This window comes from Nitratidesulfovibrio termitidis HI1 (assembly GCF_000504305.1).
Taxonomy (GTDB): Bacteria; Desulfobacterota; Desulfovibrionia; order Desulfovibrionales; family Desulfovibrionaceae; genus Cupidesulfovibrio; species Cupidesulfovibrio termitidis.
The window spans coordinates 1579813-1599028 of sequence record NZ_KI632512.1; the positions used below are offsets into that span (position 1 = coordinate 1579813).

At 66.1% G+C, this 19216-nt stretch carries 14 protein-coding genes; 5 read left to right on the top strand and 9 right to left on the bottom strand.

All coding sequences use genetic code 11. The features are described from left to right. Positions 1–26: 26 nt before the first annotated feature. The 7 genes from DESTE_RS06445 to DESTE_RS06480 form a co-directional block, all read right to left on the bottom strand. Positions 27–1013: an MBL fold metallo-hydrolase gene (locus tag DESTE_RS06445; RefSeq protein ID WP_035066182.1), complete on the bottom strand. Its 987-nt coding sequence runs from the start codon at positions 1011–1013 to the stop codon at positions 27–29. 955 nt (positions 1014–1968) lie between these two features. Next, positions 1969–2700 (bottom strand): molybdopterin-guanine dinucleotide biosynthesis protein MobB, encoded by a 732-nt coding sequence (locus DESTE_RS06450; protein WP_281172068.1) that lies wholly within the window; start codon positions 2698–2700, stop codon positions 1969–1971. A 363-nt stretch (positions 2701–3063) separates the two neighbouring features. After that, entirely contained in the window at positions 3064–3771 is a 708-nt protein-coding gene (locus tag DESTE_RS06455) for a 4Fe-4S dicluster domain-containing protein (protein ID WP_035066189.1), read from the bottom strand. A 2-nt stretch (positions 3772–3773) separates the two neighbouring features. Beyond that, positions 3774–6800: a formate dehydrogenase-N subunit alpha gene (gene fdnG / locus DESTE_RS06460; RefSeq protein ID WP_084559383.1), complete on the bottom strand. Its 3027-nt coding sequence runs from the start codon at positions 6798–6800 to the stop codon at positions 3774–3776. A gap of 74 nt (positions 6801–6874) precedes the next feature. After that, positions 6875–7111: a hypothetical protein gene (locus DESTE_RS06470; RefSeq protein WP_035066198.1), complete on the bottom strand. Its 237-nt coding sequence runs from the start codon at positions 7109–7111 to the stop codon at positions 6875–6877. Positions 7112–7843: 732 nt separating this feature from the next. Continuing rightward, the gene (locus DESTE_RS06475) at positions 7844–8767 is read right to left on the bottom strand and encodes a transposase (protein WP_198015381.1); all 924 of its coding nucleotides are present in this window, start codon (positions 8765–8767) and stop codon (positions 7844–7846) included. 119 nt (positions 8768–8886) lie between these two features. Further along, positions 8887–9660, bottom strand: coding sequence for a TlpA family protein disulfide reductase (locus DESTE_RS06480; RefSeq protein ID WP_156925280.1), 774 nt, complete (start codon positions 9658–9660; stop codon positions 8887–8889). Positions 9661–9988: 328 nt separating this feature from the next. Here DESTE_RS06480 and DESTE_RS06485 point away from each other — a divergent pair, with 328 nt between their 5' ends. Genes DESTE_RS06485 through DESTE_RS06495 form a run of 3 tightly spaced genes read left to right on the top strand, consistent with a single transcriptional unit; the run spans position 9989 to position 14422 of the window. Next, entirely contained in the window at positions 9989–11641 is a 1653-nt protein-coding gene (locus DESTE_RS06485; RefSeq protein WP_245590761.1) for an ABC transporter substrate-binding protein, read from the top strand. Then, positions 11638–13698, top strand: coding sequence for an ATP-binding protein (locus DESTE_RS06490; RefSeq protein ID WP_035066201.1), 2061 nt, complete (start codon positions 11638–11640; stop codon positions 13696–13698). The genes DESTE_RS06485 and DESTE_RS06490 overlap by 4 nt, the downstream gene beginning before the upstream one ends. Further along, entirely contained in the window at positions 13679–14422 is a 744-nt protein-coding gene (locus tag DESTE_RS06495) for a response regulator (RefSeq protein WP_035069888.1), read from the top strand. Before DESTE_RS06490 ends, DESTE_RS06495 begins: the two co-directional genes overlap by 20 nt. Positions 14423–14526: 104 nt before the next feature. Here DESTE_RS06495 and DESTE_RS06500 read toward each other — a convergent pair whose 3' ends face one another. Both DESTE_RS06500 and DESTE_RS06505 read right to left on the bottom strand, forming a co-directional pair. Beyond that, a complete protein-coding gene (locus DESTE_RS06500) occupies positions 14527–15018 on the bottom strand; it encodes a hypothetical protein (RefSeq protein WP_035066204.1) in 492 nt (163 codons plus the stop codon). A gap of 127 nt (positions 15019–15145) precedes the next feature. After that, positions 15146–16012: a hypothetical protein gene (locus DESTE_RS06505; protein WP_035066207.1), complete on the bottom strand. Its 867-nt coding sequence runs from the start codon at positions 16010–16012 to the stop codon at positions 15146–15148. A gap of 264 nt (positions 16013–16276) precedes the next feature. On the opposite strand from DESTE_RS06505, the gene DESTE_RS06510 reads away from it, so the two are divergent. After that, positions 16277–17059, top strand: a complete 783-nt coding sequence (locus DESTE_RS06510; protein WP_035066210.1) for a LytR/AlgR family response regulator transcription factor — start codon at positions 16277–16279, stop codon at positions 17057–17059. A 169-nt stretch (positions 17060–17228) separates the two neighbouring features. After that, positions 17229–19052, top strand: coding sequence for a LytS/YhcK type 5TM receptor domain-containing protein (locus DESTE_RS06515; protein ID WP_035066213.1), 1824 nt, complete (start codon positions 17229–17231; stop codon positions 19050–19052). Positions 19053–19216 lie beyond the last annotated feature (164 nt).

The following is a 19216-nucleotide window of genomic DNA, read 5'->3' on the forward strand; positions in this document are numbered from 1 at the left end:
GCATGCGAGCCCCGCCCTTGCAAAGCCTACCCCGCGGGCAGCGCCGCATACGTGGCGGGCAGCCACGAATAGCCGCCATCCCTCGCCCGCAGCCGACCGATGCCCGGAAACGGCAAGTGCGCCCCGGCCACCCAGTGCCGCTCGCGGGCGGCGCGGGCCATGACCTTTTCGCGCGCGGGAAAGGCCTTGGCCTGGTCCGCGTCGAAGTCGATGGTCACCCCCGGGCGGGGAAACTGCACATCCATGCAGTGCACCACGTCGCCCCAGCACAGCAGGCTGGCGCCGCCCGATCCGATGCGAAACCCGTAGTGCCCCGGCGTATGGCCCAGGATGGGTTCCGCCGCCACCCCGGGCACTGTCGTTTCGCCCGCCCTGAAGGGGCGCAGCGTCCCTGCGGCACGGTACGGCTCCACGGCGGCACGCAGCGCGGGCAACACGACACGCTGCCCCTCGGTGACACGGTTCTCCGCACCGGCGCTGAGCCAGTAGGCCACTTCCGCCTCGTGCACGCGCACCTCGGCACCGGTGAACAGGGGCTTGCCCGATCCGTCCACCAACCCCAGGGCATGGTCGGAATGCAGGTGGGTGAGCAGCACGGTGTCCACCTGTTCGGGCCGATACCCTGCCTCCGCCAGACTCTGAGGCAGCAGCCCGGCCTTGTCGCCGAAGTAGGCGCCTACACCGGTATCGACAAGGATCAGGTTGCGCCCGGTGTTGACGAGAAACGCGTTGATGGCGGTGGGTATGCCCGCCTGCGGGTCGACATAGGCGTCGTCCAGCAGCCTGTTCACCTCGGCCTCCGGCGCGCCGTGCAGAAACTTCGACGGGATGCCCACCCCGCCGTCATACAACGCGGTAACCTCCACGTCGCCCAGCAGCATGCGAAAATAGCCGGGCGCCTGCCGCCCCACCCTGGGCACGGGCGCCGCCATGGCCGGGGGCACGGCTTTGCCCAGCGCGGCACCCGCCACCGCCAGCAGGGCCCCCTGCATGAACCTGCGTCTTCCTATCATGTTCCTGCCTCCTGTTCGCCATGGTGCGCCTTGCCCGGAGCGGGCGATGCCGGAACTCCGCGCGGCGATGGCGCGAACCCGGCAGACATGTACATGACGAAATAGCAGCTGACGCATTTTACTCAAGTACGCACCATTTTGTTTCATTGTACCCAAAAGGATAGCAAGGAACAAAATGCATACCTGCCATGCCACGCGGCCACCAGGCAACGCGTGCAAGTCGGCACGAAATGCGGTGGCACGCGCGGCACTGCCAGGGGCCGGATGCAACGGCAAGAGGGGATGGGGACAATACCGGGCGGCTGGCGCGGGATTGTCAGGGAGCAGAAAAGGCAACAGGCCCGGTGCACGGGGCACCGGGCCTGTCCTGCGTCGTCTCGCCTGTTCCGCCGGAGCGGAACCGGGAAGCGGCGGACGCGCACCGCCTGTCGCTATCGATCCGGGACTGCCGACTCACCGGACCGTGCAAGGGCGGATTCGCCGTGTGGAGGCAGGCGATGTGGAAATTCGTACCGTGCAGAAAGGCGGCAACAGGGAGGAGAGGGTGGGGCCAGGGGTGTGGGCGTCCCTGGCCCCGCAGGGCAAGAGGGAGAACCGAACAGGCATGATCGGCGGGGCCGGGAGCAATGGCCCCGTTGTTCTCGTCTCTCAAATCGCCCCCGGCAGGGCGGCGGCCCGCCGTTGGGGACGTGGGTACTCTCGTCTCTCCATGCATGGGTGCGACAGGGCACCCATCCCGGCCCATGGCCGGTCGCGGCAGTTGCTGCGGCGTGGGTCCGGCTGAAACACAGACTGTGCAACCAACCAGACACAATTCCTGCTTAGTCGAGTTCCCGACAGGAGTCCAGCATTTCGCCGCAGGTTTTTGTGATTTTTTTATTTAGCTATTGCACAATGTTAGAGCGCACTCTCCACTACTTCCGGCAGAAGTGGCCACATGCTTTTGCGGCAATTCCTACTCCGCAAGGCGGATGACCACTTCCGCGCCCGGCGAATAGCCCTTCAGTTCCGCCAGCATACCCTTCAACGCGCCGGAAACGATGCGCGCCACAAAGGGATTCAGTCCCAACTGGTGCCCGTTCACCGCCACCGTCAGCGGCCCGTCCACGGAACAGCAGTCGCCCGGCACGGCCTGATGCGCCACCACCATGCGGGCAAACCCGGCACAGTCCTGCTGGCCGCAGGCCCCGCAGTCCAGCCCCGGCAACACAAAGCCCTGCTCGGCCACCAGTTCCGCCAGTGCGTCCACGCTGCCCGCGTCGAACCGGGGCAGTTCCGGCGCGCCCACCGCGCCGAAGGTGGCCAGCGCCAGCCCCCTGTCCAGGGCCTGGGCCTCGCCCGCCTCGCGCAGGCACAGCACGCGCGGCAGCCAGCCCAGGCTCTTGCCGCCTTCAACCAGCAGCACGTCGGCCCGCACCAGCGGCAGCAGGTCGGCAAGATGCCGCCGGGTAGACCAGAACACCGCGCATTCGCCCTCGGCAATGCCGATGACCGTGCGCCCCGGCTTCATCAGCCGTGCGGTGTCGGTTTCCGCCTTGTCCAGGTTGTGGTGGGTATGCTTTGCCACGGCAACGGTCAGGCCGCGCGCCTCCAGCGCATCGGCCAGCAACGCGGTACAGGTGGTCTTGCCCGAATTCTTGAACCCGATGATGCTCACTGCCTTCACGGCGTCCTCCGTATGGCTGATGCGGCCAGTGTGATCAGTCCGCCCGCTTCCGCGCGCTGTTCCGCGTGTCGTTCCTTTGCATTCCATCCTAGCGTTGCCCCGGTTCCGGCACAAGCCGGGGCGACAAAAAGGAGCGCCGTCCGCCCGCCCGCATTTCCCACACGGGAACGCGGGCGCACGGACGGCGCGGGCTACCACCTTGTGCGCTGCCCGGCGCCATGTACACAGCCAATCGCCACGTGCATGACCTACGGGCACCGCCCGGCGCGAAGCAGGCGGGAAACCGCTCCGCGCCCAAGGAGGCAGGGATGATGGGAAAACATCGGCCCGCCGCGCGCTGTCGAAAACGCGGCGCGGCGGGCCGGGTTGTGTTGTCAGTCTACGTTACGCGCGCGCCCGGAACAGCCTGGCGAACAGCTGCTTGCGGGTGAGCGGGCCGGATTCCAGCTCGGCCACGGCGTGCTCGAAGTAGCTCTTCGGGTCACGCTGGAACAGGTACACCACACGCACGTCGTTGGGGTCGCCCAGGACGGCGTTGGGGTGCTTCTTCTTCACCTCGGCCAGACGCTTGTTGGCCAGTTCGGTCATTGCCGCCTCGTCGCCGAAGTTCATGCACCCTGTGGGGCAAGTCTTCACGCAGGCGGGCAGCAGGCCGTTCTGCACGCGGTCGTTGCACATGTCGCACTTGGACAGCAGGCCGGTGGCCTCGTCGCGGCGCGGGATGTCGTACGGGCAGGCGGAACGCACCATCTCGCCGTCCACCTTGGCGGTGAGCTCGGTGAAGATGACGGCCCCGGTCTGTTCATCCTTCAGCACCGCGCCTTCCAGGTCCACGTCTGCCTGGCCCTTGCAGGGGGGCTCGACGCAGTGGCGGCACTGTTCGGGAAAGAACAGCCAGTCCAGCTTCTTGTCGAACACCCCTTCCTCGAAGCGCACCGTTTTAAGGGTGACGTACGAGAGGTCCGGCGGGTTCTGGTGCGAACCGGTGTTGCGGGTTTCCTCGGCGGGCAGGTTCTTCCACTGCTTGCAGGCTATCTGGCAGCCGCGGCAGGCGGTACACCGGGTAAGGTCGATGAAGAACATCTTTCCCATGACTACTTACCTCCCACCTTGCGGATATCGACCATGAAGGCCTTGGTCTCGGGGATGCCGGTGTTCGGGTCGCCCGCAGACGGCGTGAGCAGGTTGGCCGTGTCGCCGCCGTTCTTCGGCACCATCCACCCGTAGTGCCAGGGCAGGCCCACCATGTGGATTTCCGCGCCCATGACCTTGTAGGGCTTGATGCGCTCGGTGACGATGGCCACCGCTTCCAGCGAACCGCGCAGGCTCGAAACCTTGACGCGGTCGCCATTCTTGATGCCGCGCACCTTGGCCAGTTCCTTGCTGATTTCGGCGAAGATTTCGGGCTCCGCTTCCACCAGCCATGCGCAACGGCGGGTCATCAGGCCGGTCTGCCAGTGCTCGGTGACGCGGTAGGTGGTGCCGATGAAGGGGAACTTCGGATCGCACACCGCCGCCTTTTCGCCCTCGATCTTGAAGGCCACCGGGTTGTGCAGCTGCTTCGAGAACGGGTTCTTGGAAACCGGGCACTCCAGCGGTTCATAGTGCTCGGGGAAGGGACCTTCCTCGCGGCCGGGGCCGTACAGGGCGCCGAAGCCGTGCGTCTGCATGATGAAGGGGTGCTTGGCGCCGGGGTCGCCGCCGCCGTCCACCACGTCGCCCACCCACTTGCCGTCCTTCCATTCGATGACGGCCTTGGCCGGGTTCCACGGCTTGCCGGTCTTGTCCACCGAGGCACGGTTGTAGATGATGCGCCGGTTCACCGGCCAGCTGAACGACCAGTTGGGGAACAGGCCGATGCGCGCCTGTTCCGGCGTCTGCGCGCTGTCGCGGCGGGCCATCATGTTGCCCGCGTCGGTGAACGACCCGGCATGCAGCCAGTTGCCGGAACAGGTGGAACCGTCCGCCGTCAGGAAGGCGAACGAGGGCACCTGCTGCCCGGCCTTGAACTGCTTGCCGCCCACTTCCGTGTCCTTCAGGAAGTAGCCGTTCATCAGCTTGGCCGTCTTGGCCGGGGAGAACTCGTTGTGTTCTTCCCAGTCCTTGATGTTCAGCTTCAGGATGGCATCGGCGTGCACGCCGCCTTCCTTGGCGTACAGTTCGCGGATCTTGTGCATCATTTCCAGCATGATGTCGCCGTCGGGCTTGGTCTGGCCCCAGGGCTTCGGACCGCGATAGCGCCACTGCATCCAGCGGCCGGAGTTGGCGACGGAGCCTTCCTTTTCGATGGACACGGCGCACGGCAGGAAGAACACTTCCGTGCCGATTTCCTCCGGCTTCATGTTCGGGCCCTTCCAGAACGACGACGTTTCGTTCTCGAAGATGTTCACGTTCACCAGCCAGTCCAGCTTGCCCAGGGCGCGCCGGTTCTTGTTGGCGTTGGCGCCGCCGCAGGCGGGGTTCATGCCCCACGCAAAGCAGCCCTTCACGTCGCCCTTGTCCATCTTGTCGAAGATGTTCAGCCAGAAGTAGTAGGTGGCGGGCTTGGTGGCATCGAGCTTGGGCATGACGGCATAGGCGTCCGCCGGGGCAAGGTCCGGATACAGGGCCTTCAGGTAGCTGGCCATGTACTTGGGCCGGTTCTGCCACCAGTTCACGCTCATGGGGTCTTTGGACTGCGGAGTGGCCGCATTGTAGGCGTCGAGCGTGGCGGCCTTGGTGGTGGGGGTGGGGTTGTACCCCGGCCAGATGTGCGACAGCAGGCCCTGGTCGGTGGAACCCTGCACGTTGGATTCGCCGCGCAGCGCGTTCACGCCGCCGCCAGCCACACCGATGTTGCCCAGCAGCAACTGCACCATGGCCATGGAACGGATGTTCTGCACGCCCACGGAATGCTGCGTCCAGCCCATGGCGTACATGATGGTGCCCGCCTTGTCCGACTTGCCCGTGGCCGCGTAGGCCTTGTAGACCTTCAGGACCAGGTCCTTGGGCGTGCCGGTGATGTCGGCCACCTTGTCCACGGTGTAGCGCTCGTAGTGCTTCTTCAGCAGGTTGAAGACGCACCGGGGGTGCTTCAGCGACGGATCGCGCTTGGGCACGCCGTTCTCGTCAAGCTCGAAAGCCCACTGCGACTTGTCGTACTTGCGCTTGTCCGCGTCGTAGCCGCTGAACAGGCCGTCCTTGAACGAGAACTTCTCGCTCACGATGAGCGAGGCGTTGGTGTACTCGCGCACGTACTCCTCGAAGTACAGCTTGTTATCGAGGATATACTTGATGAGGCCGCCAAGGAACGGAATGTCCGCGCCCGACCGGATGGGGGCGTAGATGTCACACTTGGCGGAAGTACGCGTGAAGCGCGGGTCCACGTGAATCAGCGTGGCGCCCCTGTCCTGCGCGCGCAGCACCCACTTGAAGGAAATGGGGTGGTTTTCGGCAGCGTTGCTGCCCATGATCAACACACAATCACTGTTCGCGATATCGTTCCAGTGATTCGTCATCGCACCTCGACCGAACGACTCTGCCAGAGCCGGTACAGTGGGGCTGTGTCAGATCCGCGCCTGGTGTTCGATGAACACCAGGCCGAGGCTTCTGAGGATTGCCTGGTAGGCCCAGCATTCCTCGTTGTCCATGGCGGCGGAGCCGAACGACGCGATCGCTTCCGTCCGGTTCACCGCATCACCGGCCGGGTTGGCCAGTTGGAAGGATTCGTCGCGGGTCTTCTTGACGCGCTTGGCGATTTCGGTCAGCGCCCAGTCCCATTCCACTTCCTTCCACTCGCCGCTGTTGGGCGCGCGGTACAGGGGCTTGGGCGAGCGGGCGTTGTTTTCACCCAGCTGAAAGATGGACGCGCCCTTGGGGCACAGGGAGCCTTCGTTGATGGGATGGTCCGGGTCGCCTTCCACGTTGACGGCACGGCCTTCGCCATTCTTGGCGGTGTGGACGATGAGCCCGCAGCCCACCGCGCAGTAGCAGCAAACCGAGGTGGTCTGCTTTGCCCACTGGAGTTTCTGGAGTTCGGCCCGCGCCACCGAGGGCGCAAGGCTGATCCCCAGCCCGCCGAACGCGCTTGCCAGGGTGGCCCCCGCGCTCAGCTTGAGAAATTGCCTGCGATTGACAGTCATCGTGCCTCCTTGCGTACCGGTTACACCGTTGCCGCAGGGCGTCCTGATGCGGATGCGCCAGTGGCGCCCCGCCTTCAGCGCCCCCTGATCTCCCGACCCAGCTCCACCAGCAGCGCGTAGCCTGCCCGACGGGGCGCAAGCCCCGCATGGCGACGCCACGCCGCGTGCGACCGGACATCGCGCGGCCGCCGCACGGGAATCCATGCCAGCAGTCGGGCGCGCGACGCCACGGGCGCCAGGTCGTGTCCCAGGCCCGAGAACGGCAGCGGGGTTTGCCCCGGCACCTCATGTGTTGCAGGGTATGCGAACATGGTAGTCCCCTTTCCCTGTGAAGGTCCGGCGGCATGCCGGGCCCCTGCCCCCTCCGCGCCGTTCCCGGCGGCGCAAACGAGACATCTTTCCTGTTACAGCAGGGTGTTAGACGTGACCACGCAAGGCGGCAACGGGCGTTTTCCTGCGCACGGTTCTGCACCAGGGCCAGATTTTTTGTGCCATCATTCGCACCCGTTACATGATGTCAAAAAGCATATAATTACGCTTTGACACCAAGCCGCACCGCACCCGACAACAGCGGCACTCTCGCAACATGCCGGAATACAAAAGAGAAGGCCCGCACCCGGAAAACCGGGCACGGGCCTGAAAATCACGAATCTGGTGTAAAACGGTAAGGAATTACCAGAGGAGGGATCCGCGAGGGAAAGCTCAGTCCAAGCATTTCCGGGGGGGTGTTTCTGGATTAGGATTTTCGTTCATTGGCAAGGAAAACGAGCCTGCCATGAGGGAGTGCGGCAACCGTTAGGCGAGTTTGCGAGCCTTACGGATGGCGACCGCAACGCATACTCTTATCGTATTCGACCGAGCCTTAGCCGTTAGGTGAGCGAAGCGAACCTTACGGATAAGGACAGCAGAGCTATGGCAGGCGAAGTTTGACCGCGTTGCGCACGATGACCGTAAGACTCGCGCTACGCGCTCACCTAACGGGCACGCTTCGCGCCCTTCGGGTCGGATGCCAATGGACGAAAAGACAATCCAGAAACACCCCCCTACGGGCGGGATTCATCCAACTCCGGCACATCAGGCACCATGTCGCACAGATAGCGCACCAACGTGGCGAACAGGTTCTCGCGCCGATGGTTGAAGCGGAATTCCAGTTCCTTGAGATACAACGGAAAACGCTGGGCCGACACGCCCTTGAAGGCTCGCAGCCGCCCCCCGGCGAATCTCCAGAACTCGCCCGGAGGCTCGGACGGACCGTCGGCCCGCCGCCGGATGTATTCGTAGGGCAGAGAATCGTCGCCGCACAGCACCAGGGCGTCGTAGTGTCTATAGGGCGCGGTGTGCACCAGGTTGCCCGCCCGTTCGATGCGCAGATGAAAATTGTGATTGAAGTGGAACACCGTCTCGGCGGACAGGCCGGAAACAAGGTCGATGAACACCCACCCGTTGCGTTCCAGGATGCCGAACACGGGGATGGGCACCTGCCCGCCCCCGCCCTTGGGCTCGCCGGTCAGCTTCTTGCCTTTCAGATAGCTGCCAAGGCCGGTTTCCGGCCCCAGCAACTGGCGGGCGTCGGGGGCGTGGGCCAGGATGGCAAAGCGCGCCGTGGTCACGGCCTTGTAGGCCGCGTTGTACGAAAGGCCCAGCTCGGCGGCCAGGGTGTGCACCGTGGCCTCGCCCGCGTACAGGTGCAGCAGGCGCAGCCAGGTCAGCGGCGTGAGGTTGCCGTTGTTGATCCAGCGACCGGAAAAGGGATGGAAGGTGTACTTGCAGCCCGCGCAGCGCCAACGCCCGGCAGACAGATCATACAATCGCCCGCCGCCGCAACGGGGGCAGAAACTGCGCCCGCCCGGCCAACAGTGCTCCAGCAGATGGGCAAGGGCCGCCTCTTCCGAGGCAAGACACGGCTCGTCCAAGGCGAAATCCTGCCCTTCGGGGGCAGGGGACGACTGTTCGGGCAACAATTTCATGTCCTTCTGGTAGCCCAAGTCACCCCGTGCGCGCAATGCGCCCTCGCCCCGCTCGACCCGACTCACCCTGTCGCGCGCCCTGTCGCGCGCCCTGTTCCGGCCCCCGTCACGCATGTCGCTCACGGCAGCGCCCCTGCCGCCGCCAGCACGCGGTCCAGGAACTCCGCCGGAGTGCCGGAAAGCGCTCCGGCATGGGTGAACAGCACCCGGAATCCGTCGGCCTTGCGCCGCAGCACCCAGGTGAACGGCACCGGCAGGCCGCCTAGCTGACCGTGCAGTGCCAGTTCCGGATCGGCGAACAGGGGAAAGGTCAGCCCGTGCCGCTGGCGAAAGGCCTGCACCAGATTCCAGTCGTCACCGGCGGCAATGCCCACCAGTCGCACCCGCCCGGCCAGATTGTCCGAACTGCCCGAACTGGCCGAGTTGGAGGAACTGGCCGAACCGGCGGACGCGATCAGCGCATGCAGCGCGCGCAGGGCCGGGGCTTCTTCCTGGCATGGCGCGCAGAACCAGCTGTACATGTTCACGATGAACACCTGACCGCGCAAATCCGAAAGATGGGCAGGCAGTCCTTCGGGGGCTTCAGGCGCATGTTCGGGCATGGCCACGTCCGGGCCGCCGGTCCATCCGGCATCCGGCGAGGGGACGCCAAGGGCGATGTCCGGGAAGCGCGCACCCGTCGGCCAGACAGCCGACCCGGCTGTTGCCGTACCGTCCGTCCCGGACCCGGACTGCTCCAGCGGCGCGGCAGCCTGTCCCGCCCGGGCCGACTGAACCGGAATAACGACAAGCGCCAGCAGACAGACCGCCGTCAGCACGCCGCAACGCAACCATGACCGCGCGCTCCCACGCGGCCAGGCCCCCGCAGTCATGGGCGAAAAAAACAATGCCATCCGGACTCCCGTGTACGACGCGGCAGGTGGTGCGCGGTGCCGGGCCGCGCTTCGCGGCACCATCATAAAGTGTAGCCATGCTCCACGCTTCTGACAACGGTCAGCGCAGCGCACCGTCCCCAGCCGCCAGCCACTGTCCTTTTCCTGCCATTCCGGTTGGTTTTGCGCCACATGGCGAAACTGCGCGCGCTCCGTTTCGGGGTCGCGCACCCTTGAACTTTCCACCATCGTCAGGCTACAGTCCGCACGGCGCGGCCCCTTGTCGCGCTGCGCCCCGGAATCCACCCCGGACTCCGAGGGGCAACGCCCGAGAGCAGGGAGAGCAAGTGTGACCACGCGCACCGCAGCATCGCGCGCCGCCGCCCGGCATCCGGCCCCCTCGCGCCGGGCCGGGGGAATTTTCCGGTGCGCATCGGGCACTCCGCCCACGCCTGCCGTGCGGCCTGTTCCCGCGCCCTCCTCCGCGCTCTGCTGCGTGTTGTCACGCCCCCTCCGCCGCCCTGCATGGCGCCGCCTGCTGGCGCTGCTGCCCGTACTGCTCCTGCTGGCCCTGCCCCCCCTGCTGGCCGCCTGCAACAGCGACAGTCCGCGCCAGCAGGAAAACGCGGCCACGCCGGGGGTCACCGGCGACACCATCCATCTGGCCTCGTCCCTGGCCCTGACCGGGCATGCCAGCTACCTTGGCGTGCAGACCCTGCGCGGCGCGCTGTCGTACATCCACCACATCAACGACACCGGCGGGGTACACGGGCGGCGCATCACGATCACCGCGGACGACGACGGCTACGATCCCCCGCGCTGCCTGGCCAACACCCAGCGGTTTCTCATCGATGGCGACGTGTTCGCCCTGTTCAGCTACGTGGGCACCCCCACCACCATGCGGGTATTGCCGCTGGTGGAAGAGGCGCGCATCCCGCTGGTGGGCATGTTCACCGGGGCCAACGGCCTGCGCGAGCCGTTCAACCGTTACGTGTTCAACGTGCGTGCCTCGTACTACCAGGAAACCAAGGCCGCCGTGCGCCATCTGGTGCGCGACCTTGGGCTGACGCGCATCGCCGTGTTCTACCAGTACGACGCCTATGGCTTCGACGGGCTGACCGGCACGGAAATAGCCCTGCGCGAACTGGGGTTGGCCCCGGTGACGCGCGGCTCGTACGTGCGCGGCACCACCAAGGTGGAGGAAGGGTTGCGCCGCATCCTGGCCGCCAACGCCCAGGCCGTGGTCATGGTGGGCACCTACGAGCCTTCGGCCCGGTTCATCCGCCTGGCGGAACAGGCGGGCCTGCGCGCGGTATTCCACTGCCTGTCGTTCACCGGGGCCGAGGAACTGGCCCGGCTACTGGGCAATGCGCCGGTGAACCCGGTGACCATGTCGCAGGTGGTGCCGCCCCCGCGCGCCAAGGAAACCCCCGACCTGCTGACCGCCGCCGCCGACTACGTGCAACTGCTGCACCGCTACTTTCCCGACGAGACGCCCAACACCATCGGCCTTGAAGGCTACGTCAACGCGCGCATCCTGGTGGAAGGGCTGCGCCGCGCAGGCCGCGACCTGACCCGCGAAGGCTTCGTGCAGGCCCTTGAATCGCTGCGCGACTACCCGCTGGGCGGCAGCACCTACGTGTCCTTTTCGCCCGAGAGCAGGCAGGGCATGAACCAGGTGTACTTCACCCGACTGCACGACGGGCAGTTCGAACTGATTCGCGACTTTGGCGAAGTGCGCCCCCTGCCTGCGCCAGCCCCCGAGGCCGGGCCTGAATCTGCGGTCGGACCTGACGCTGCGGTCGGGCCGGATGTTTCGCCTGATCCGGATTCCGTTTCTCGGCCTGACCTTGCGATCGGCGCGGGTGGCGGATCAGGAACGGATTCCGCCCCGAGTCCCGTTCCGAGCATTGTCCCGAATTCTGGCCCGAGCCAGGGCCCGAATCCTGCGCGGACCCCCGTGCTCTCCCCCGCACCGGGCAGCGCGGAGGCACGGTCATGATCCTGCGCCGCTTCCAACGCCTGGGGCTGCAACAGAAGTTCTTCATCACCATTCTTGTGGTGATCATGGCCATCAGCGGCACCATCGCCCTGTTGGCCCGGTGGATTCTGGTGTCCGGCCTGACCGCGGAACTGGAACTGCGCGGCGCGGCCATCGCCCACAGCGTGGCGGCGCGCGGGGCGGGCTACATCCTGGACAACGACGTGCCGCAACTGGTGGGGCTTATCTTCGACGAGGCCCAACTGCGCGAGCGGCACCAGTTCATCGCCTACATCTTCGTCACGGACCCGCAAGGCGCCGTGCTGGCCCACACCTTCATCAAGCCCTTCCCCGAATACCTGCGCATGGCCAACCCCCTGCCCGACGGGATGGCCAAAAGCGTGGAACTGGTGGACGTGATGGGGGTGTCGGCCTACGACATCGCCGTGCCGGTGAAGGAGGGGCTGTACCGCATCGGCGACGTGCACGTGGGCCTCAGCAAGGACCACATGGACAGCCTGGTGGGCAAGCTGCGGGTGACCTTTCTGGGGTTCATCACGGCGGTGGTGGTGATCACCTTCTTCATCAGCCACTATCTCGCCCGGTACATCACCGCACCCGTGACGCGCCTGACGCGCATTTCCGACGATCTTTCACGCGGCAACTTCAACACCGCCGTGGACCTGGACGTGCCCGACGCGGGCTGGGACATCCATGACTGCCCCGCCTACAGCAACACCGACCTGCCGTGCTGGCACTTCGACGAGCAGCGCCGGGGCCCGCGCCAGACGCCGGAGCGGCTGCACAGCTGCCCCACCTGCGTGTTCTACCGCAAGCGCGGCGGCGACGAGGTGATCCAACTGGCCGACTCGTTCCGCAACATGGTGTGGTCCATCCGGCTGTACCGCAAGCGGCTGCAGGAGTCGGAGGGCAAGTACCGCTCGTTGTTCGACAGCGGGCCGGACCCCATCTTCGTGGTGGACTGCACAGACCTGTGCATTCTGGACGCCAACCCGCGCGCCGTGGAAATGTACGGCTACACCCGCGAGGAACTGCACGGCCTGCCGCTCACCGCGCTGGGCGGCGACGTGATGCGCGAATGCAGCGCGGTGTTCGACACCGTGTTCGATGGCGGCGATGCGGCGGGCGGCTGCCTGAACATTCCCAAGGCCATGCAGGTGCGCAAGGACGGCAGCGTGTTCCACGTCAACCTGCATGCCTGCCCCATCAGCTATCGCGGGCGGCCCGCCATCATCGTGTCCACCACCGACATCAGCGAAATGATGGACAAGGACGCCCAGATCATCCAGGCGGCCAAGATGAAGTCGCTGGGCGAAATGTCCGCCGGGGTGGCCCACGAGTTGAACCAGCCGCTCAACGCCATCCGCATGGGCAGCGACTTCCTGTCGCTGGTCATCGAGCAGGGGCTGCCGCTGCCGCAATCGCGCCTGCACGAGGTTGCGCGCGACATCTGCACCCAGGTCGACCGCGCCACGGAAATCATCAACACCCTGCGTTCGTTCGGCCGCAAGTCCGACGCGGTCATAGAGCCGCTGGACATCAACCGGCCCACCCGCGCCGTGCTGCCGCTGGTGGAGCGCCAGTTCCTGCTCCAGAACGTGGAGGTGAAGCTGGACCTGGCCGAGGGCCTGCCCCCGGTGCGCGCCCACGAGAACCGCCTGCAGCAGGTGTTCTTCAACCTGGTGACCAACGCCCGCGACGCCATTCTGGATCGCGCCCGCAAGGATGGCGGCCTGCGCGGGGTGATCACCATCGCCACGCGGGCCGAGGCCGACGGCGACGCCGTGGTGGCCACCGTGTCCGACAACGGCGCGGGTATTCCCGAGGCGCTGCGCGAGCAGATATTCCAGCCGTTCTTCACCACCAAGGTCACGGGCCAGGGCATGGGCCTTGGGCTGTCCATCGTGTACGGCATCGTGCGCGATTACGGCGGCGACATCCGCATCGAAAGCACAGAGGGCAAGGGCGCCGCATTCCACGTGCGCCTGCCCGCCCACCGCGATACCCCGCCCCACGGCGGCAAAAAGGACGACAGCCATGCGCATCCTGGTGATTGACGACGAGGCGCCCACCCTGAAGATGTTCGGCCTGCTGCTGGAAGCGCTGGGGCACGAGCCGCTGGCCGCGGAATCGGGCGAGGAGGGGCTGATCCGCTTCGACCGCGAACGCCCCGACGTGGTGCTGACCGACATCAAGATGCCGGGCATCGACGGCATGGACGTGCTGCGCGCCCTGAAGGAAGCCGACCCGCGCAGCGAGGTCATCGTCATCACCGGACACGGCGACACGGAACTGGCCATAGAGGCGCTGCACCTGGACGCCACCGACTTCATCAACAAGCCGGTGCGGCGCGAGGCCCTGGAACACGCCCTGGCGCGGGCCGAGGAACGCATCCGCCTGAAACGCGTCAAGGAAGAGGAAATCCGGCTGGTGGCCGGACCGGGGGTGGCGGAAACTGGCGACGCGGACACGGGCGCGGCGCAGGACGGCGTCGCAGTGGTGCGCATACGCGGCACGGTGAACAGCCCGGCGGAACCGGTACTGCGCCACGTGTTCGAAGAGGCGCTGCTGACCGGCGCACCAACGGTGGTGCTGGACTTCGAGCCGTCCGTTTCGGTGAACGGCGCGGGCATCGCCGTGCTGGCGGAACTGGTGCGCCACGCCCGCACCCTGGGCCGCGCGGTGCGCATCAGCGGGGTGTCGCCCAATCTTTCCACCGTGTTCGACGTGGTGGGCATTGCCCGCAACGCCACGGTGCAGGTGGGCACGGCGGCGGAATAGGCGAATGGATGCGCCACCCGCGCGACCGGACAGGAAGCGACGGGCGCAAGAAAGGGCCGCATGCACAGGGCATGCGACCCTTTCGGCATACCTTTCAGGCCAGATTATGATCGTGCGGCACAGCGAGGGAATTCCTTCAACGCCGCCTCGACCACATCTCCTTCGATATCACCCGCGACGATGGTCAGGGAAAGCTTGACCAGCCCTTCCACAAGCCCCGGTGCAGGGCGCTCGATGTTCTTGATCCACAACACGGTGCCATGCTGCGCGTCGATCAGGCGCGCGGCCACGGACCGCACGTCGAAATATTCCTTGCCCTGATTGTAGCTGCGGTAAATGGACGTGGCCTCGATGACGAACATGGCCTGCACGTTCAGCAATTCCGCCAGCTTGACCCGGAAGTCCTTTTCCATGAGCTGGTTGTATTGCAGCTTTTGCTCCCGCAGGATCATGTCGATATCCGACCTGCTGGCCAGCAGGTAGCCCTTGTGCGTGAGATCCTCCAGCGCCATGTTTTCCGCGCGCACCGAATTGAACCCCTTGTCGGGGATGACGATCACCGCCACCCGCTGCAGGGGAGCCCCGGCGGAGGTCACGATGGGTGGGGGTGGCGGCGGCGGAGTCCCTGTCGTCCCCTGCGCGGCTCCGGTCGACCTGGGCGTACATGCCGCCGCCAGCAGCATGCACGCCATGGCCAGCGCCATCGCCCCGCCGACCACCACACTACGGAATCTGTTTGAACGCGGATTCAAGTGCATCAGAAAGCGCCTCCTTCTTCATCGTGTCCACGGGTTTTGCCTGCCCCTGAAAATAGACCGGGGAAGCGCCTTCGCTCCGCACGGAATGCAGGGTTTCACCCGAATCCGTGGCATATGCGACAAGCCTCACGACCGCATATGCCTTTGTCGAACCGAAATCTCTCCCCACGGGGCCCTGCTGGTCGCTCATGTACAGATCACTCACCTCGACCTTCACGTACCTGCCTCGCAATGCCTGCACCGCGCCCACCCTGTCCGTGACGATGCTACGCACGTCTTCGGCAAGCAGACTGTCCACGCCCCTTGCGCGCACGTTCACCGTCACCCCTTTGCGATAGACATCCCGCGGGACGGGGGAGGCAGGTGGCGACTTGACGGATGCCGTCGATGGACCGCGTGCTTCGGCCCCGGCGCCTGTGCCATCGGAAGCCGAACGCCTCGATGGGTCTGGTCCTGGCTGCGGGTTGGGCTTTGGCTCAGGCAGAGGCTCTCGCTGCGTTTTTTGCGCGAACGCACTCTTGTGGGGCTCCGTGTAGAACGCCTTGAGAGCACTGGAATGTTTGTTCCACCAGAAGGCAAGAACGAACAGCAGTACCATAATGGACAACACTGCCCGAAACGGCCCCCCCCAACGGAGCTGCCACACGGCGGCCAACACAAAGTAAGCGCCCCCGACCATGCCCACCAATTCGAACATCGGGGCTCTCAAGGGGCCGGACGAGAGCGCCGCAGCACATGCCGCGCTGAACGCTGCCGCGAATAGCGCGATTATCGCCGCTGGCGAAAACAATATGTCGCCCAGACTGCCCGATGCTCCGTTACCGTTGTCCACGCAGCCCCCTTGCCTAGACCGCCCGCACGCGTTTTGCCCCGCCCCGTCGGCACCCGGAGCGGACTTCTCGAACCAAAGGATACAGGATATACAAAAGACGCCGCCCCGAAACCGGACCGGCCTTCCTGCCGCAATAGACGAACACAACCCACAGGGCTGGATGCGACATCAAAACCATTAAATGATGTTTATTTACCTATACAAAAATCAGAAAAATGTAAATACGCCAAAAGGCAATGAACTTCCCTTCTGAAGGGGCTCACCATGACCATCCGCGCCCTCATCGTCGATGACGAACGCCCCGCCAGGGACGAACTGGCCTACCTGCTCTCGGCCTACCCGGACGTGGAGGCCGCCGAGGCGGCATCGGCCAGCGAGGCGTTGCGCAAGCTGGCGGACGAAAAGTTCGACCTGGTCTTCCAGGACATCCAGATGCCGGGGCACGACGGCTTCCACGTCCTGCGCGAGGCGCAGGCCCAGTCGCAGCCGGGCGAGGCCCCGCCGCTGTTCGTCTTCGTCACCGCCTTCGACGAGCACGCCATCCGCGCCTTCGAGGAAAACGCCCTCGACTACCTGCTGAAGCCCGTGGCCCCGGCCCGGCTGGCCCGCTGCCTGGACCGGGTGCGCGGACGACTGGCCACCGACGGCGCACAGCCGTTGCAGAACGCCGTGGCCACCCTGCTGGGCGCGTTGGGTCATTCCAAGCCCGTGGACCGTCTCGCCGTCGAGCACGGCGGGCGCATCAGCCTCATCCCCACGCGCGACGTGGTGATGATAGAGGCCGAAGAAAAGCGCATCGTGGCCGTCACCGACGAGGGCCGCCTGCCCTGCCACAACATGAACACCCTGGCCCGGGCGGAAGAACGCCTGGCCGGGCTGCCGTTCTTTCGGGTGAACCGCGCCGTGCTGGTAAACCTGGAGCGCATTGCCGAATTTTCGCCGTGGATCAACGGCAAGTACCATCTGGTCATGAACGACCCGGAGCGCACCGAGGTCACCGTCAGCCGCAACCGCGCGCGCGACTTCCGTTCCCGGCTCGGCGTCTAGGCGCTGCCGCCGGATTGCCCTTTCGCCCGTTGGCTGGCGCCTCGAAAGACAGATCACGTGTACGTCAGGTGAGCTTGCGAATCAGACGGGCATCGTACAACGCGGTCAGGCTCCACCTGTCAACGAACACAACTCCTGATTGAAAAACAGCCCCTAGCGAGGGCACCGCATGGACCCGATACTTTCCCCCCATGTTCCCGAACTGTTCATCACCCTGACCCAGCGCTTCGGCCTGCTGCTGGCCGGGGGCTTCGCCATCATGACCTTTGCCCCGCTGGACAAGGTGGGGCCCGGGCGCTCGCGCCCGTTGTGGGCCACGGCGCTGCTGGTGGTCATGTTCGGGCTGTTCGGCATTCTGGGCACCTACACCGGCAACTTCGTGTTCCAGTCCTTCGCCAACCTGCGGGCCATGGGCGTGATCACCGCCGGTTTGTTCGGCGGGCCGGTGGTGGGCGCGGGGGCGGGCATCATCGCCGCCGGGCACCGCTATCTCATCGACGTGGGCGGATTCAGCGCGCTGCCGTGCGGCCTTGCCACCCTGAGCGAAGGGGTGCTGGCCGGGCTGGTGGCATGGCGCTTTCCGGAACGGCGGCTGGACTGGGCCACGGCCCTGACCCTGGGGCTGATCGGCGAAACCTACCACATGGGCCTCGTGCTGTGGCTGGCCGAACCCTTCACCGAGGCCGTGGAACTGGTGCGGGTGATCAGCCTGCCCATGATCCTCATCAACGCCATGGGCGCGGCGCTGTTCGTGCAGGCCCTGCGCCTGCAACTGCATTTCCGCGACCTGCGCGACTCCACCCAGGCCCGTCAGATCCTGTCCATCGCCAACCGGACACTGTCGCACCTGCGTTCCGGCCTGACGCGCGCCTCTGCCCAGGCCACGGCGGACATCATCCTGGACGAGACGCACGTGGCCGCCGTGGCCCTGACCGGGGGCGACATGGTGCTGGCCCACGTGGGCGCGGGCGACGACCACCACATGCCCGGCTTTCAGGTGCGCACCCTGGCCACCCGCCGGGTGGCGGAAACGGGCGAGCCGCTGTTCGTGCGTGACCGCGATTCCATCGGCTGCCGCCAGCCCGGCTGCCCGCTGACCGACGCCATCATCGTGCCGCTGCGCAAGGGCGGCCAGATTCTGGGGTGCCTGAAGCTGTACGGCACCAAGAACCGCCCGCTGGACCAGACCCGCTTCGAACTGGCCAAGGGGTTGGCCGACCTGTTCTCCACCCAGATCGAACTGGAAGAGATCGGCATCAAGAACCAGCTCATCGCCCGCGCCGAAATCCGACGCCTGCAGGCCCAGATCAACCCGCACTTCCTGTTCAACTCGCTGAACACGGTGGCCTCGTTCTGCCGCACCGCGCCCGGCCAGGCCCGCGACCTGATCCTGGACCTGGCCCGGTACATGCGCCGCAACCTCGACTCCAGCCGGGGGGCCATCCGCCTGTCCGAGGAACTGGAGCAGGTGCGCTCGTACCTTGTCATCGAGCAGGCCCGCTTTGGCGACCGCATCCGCGCCGACATCGACCTGGCCCCAGGCACCGCCGACTGGCTGATACCGCCGCTGCTCATCCAGCCGCTGGTGGAAAACAGCGTGCGCCACGGCATCCTGGCCCGCGAGGAAGGCGGTCTGGTGCGCCTGTCGGCCCATGCCGACGGCGACCACCTGCTGGTGACCGTGGAAGACGACGGCGCGGGCATGGACGACGACACCCGCAACGCCATTCTGGCCCCGGACGCCAGCGACCTTTCGCCCCGCATCCTCCCCGTCCCCCCGAGCGAGGCGCAGAACGACGCCCAGTCCGGCCCCCAATTCGGCACATCCTGCACCGACATCCCGGGCGAAAGCCTGCGTGACGGCATTGGCGCCCGCAACTGCAACCAGCGGCTGCTGCAGATGTACGGCCCCTCGTACGCCATGCGCATAGACAGCGAACCCGGCAGGGGCACGCGCGTCTCGTTCCGCATTCCGCGCCAGCAGTTGCAGTAGCGCCGGGCGGGACGGCCCATTGCGCGAGCCCCCGTGGCCGCGCGCTCCCCGCCGCGCAGGCCGCGTTGCCATGCGCGGCGGTTGCGGGTATTTTCCCCCCGTCGCCGGTCGCCATCCGCCCTGACCTCAGTCATGCCATCCTCATGACGACCCCGCCATCACTC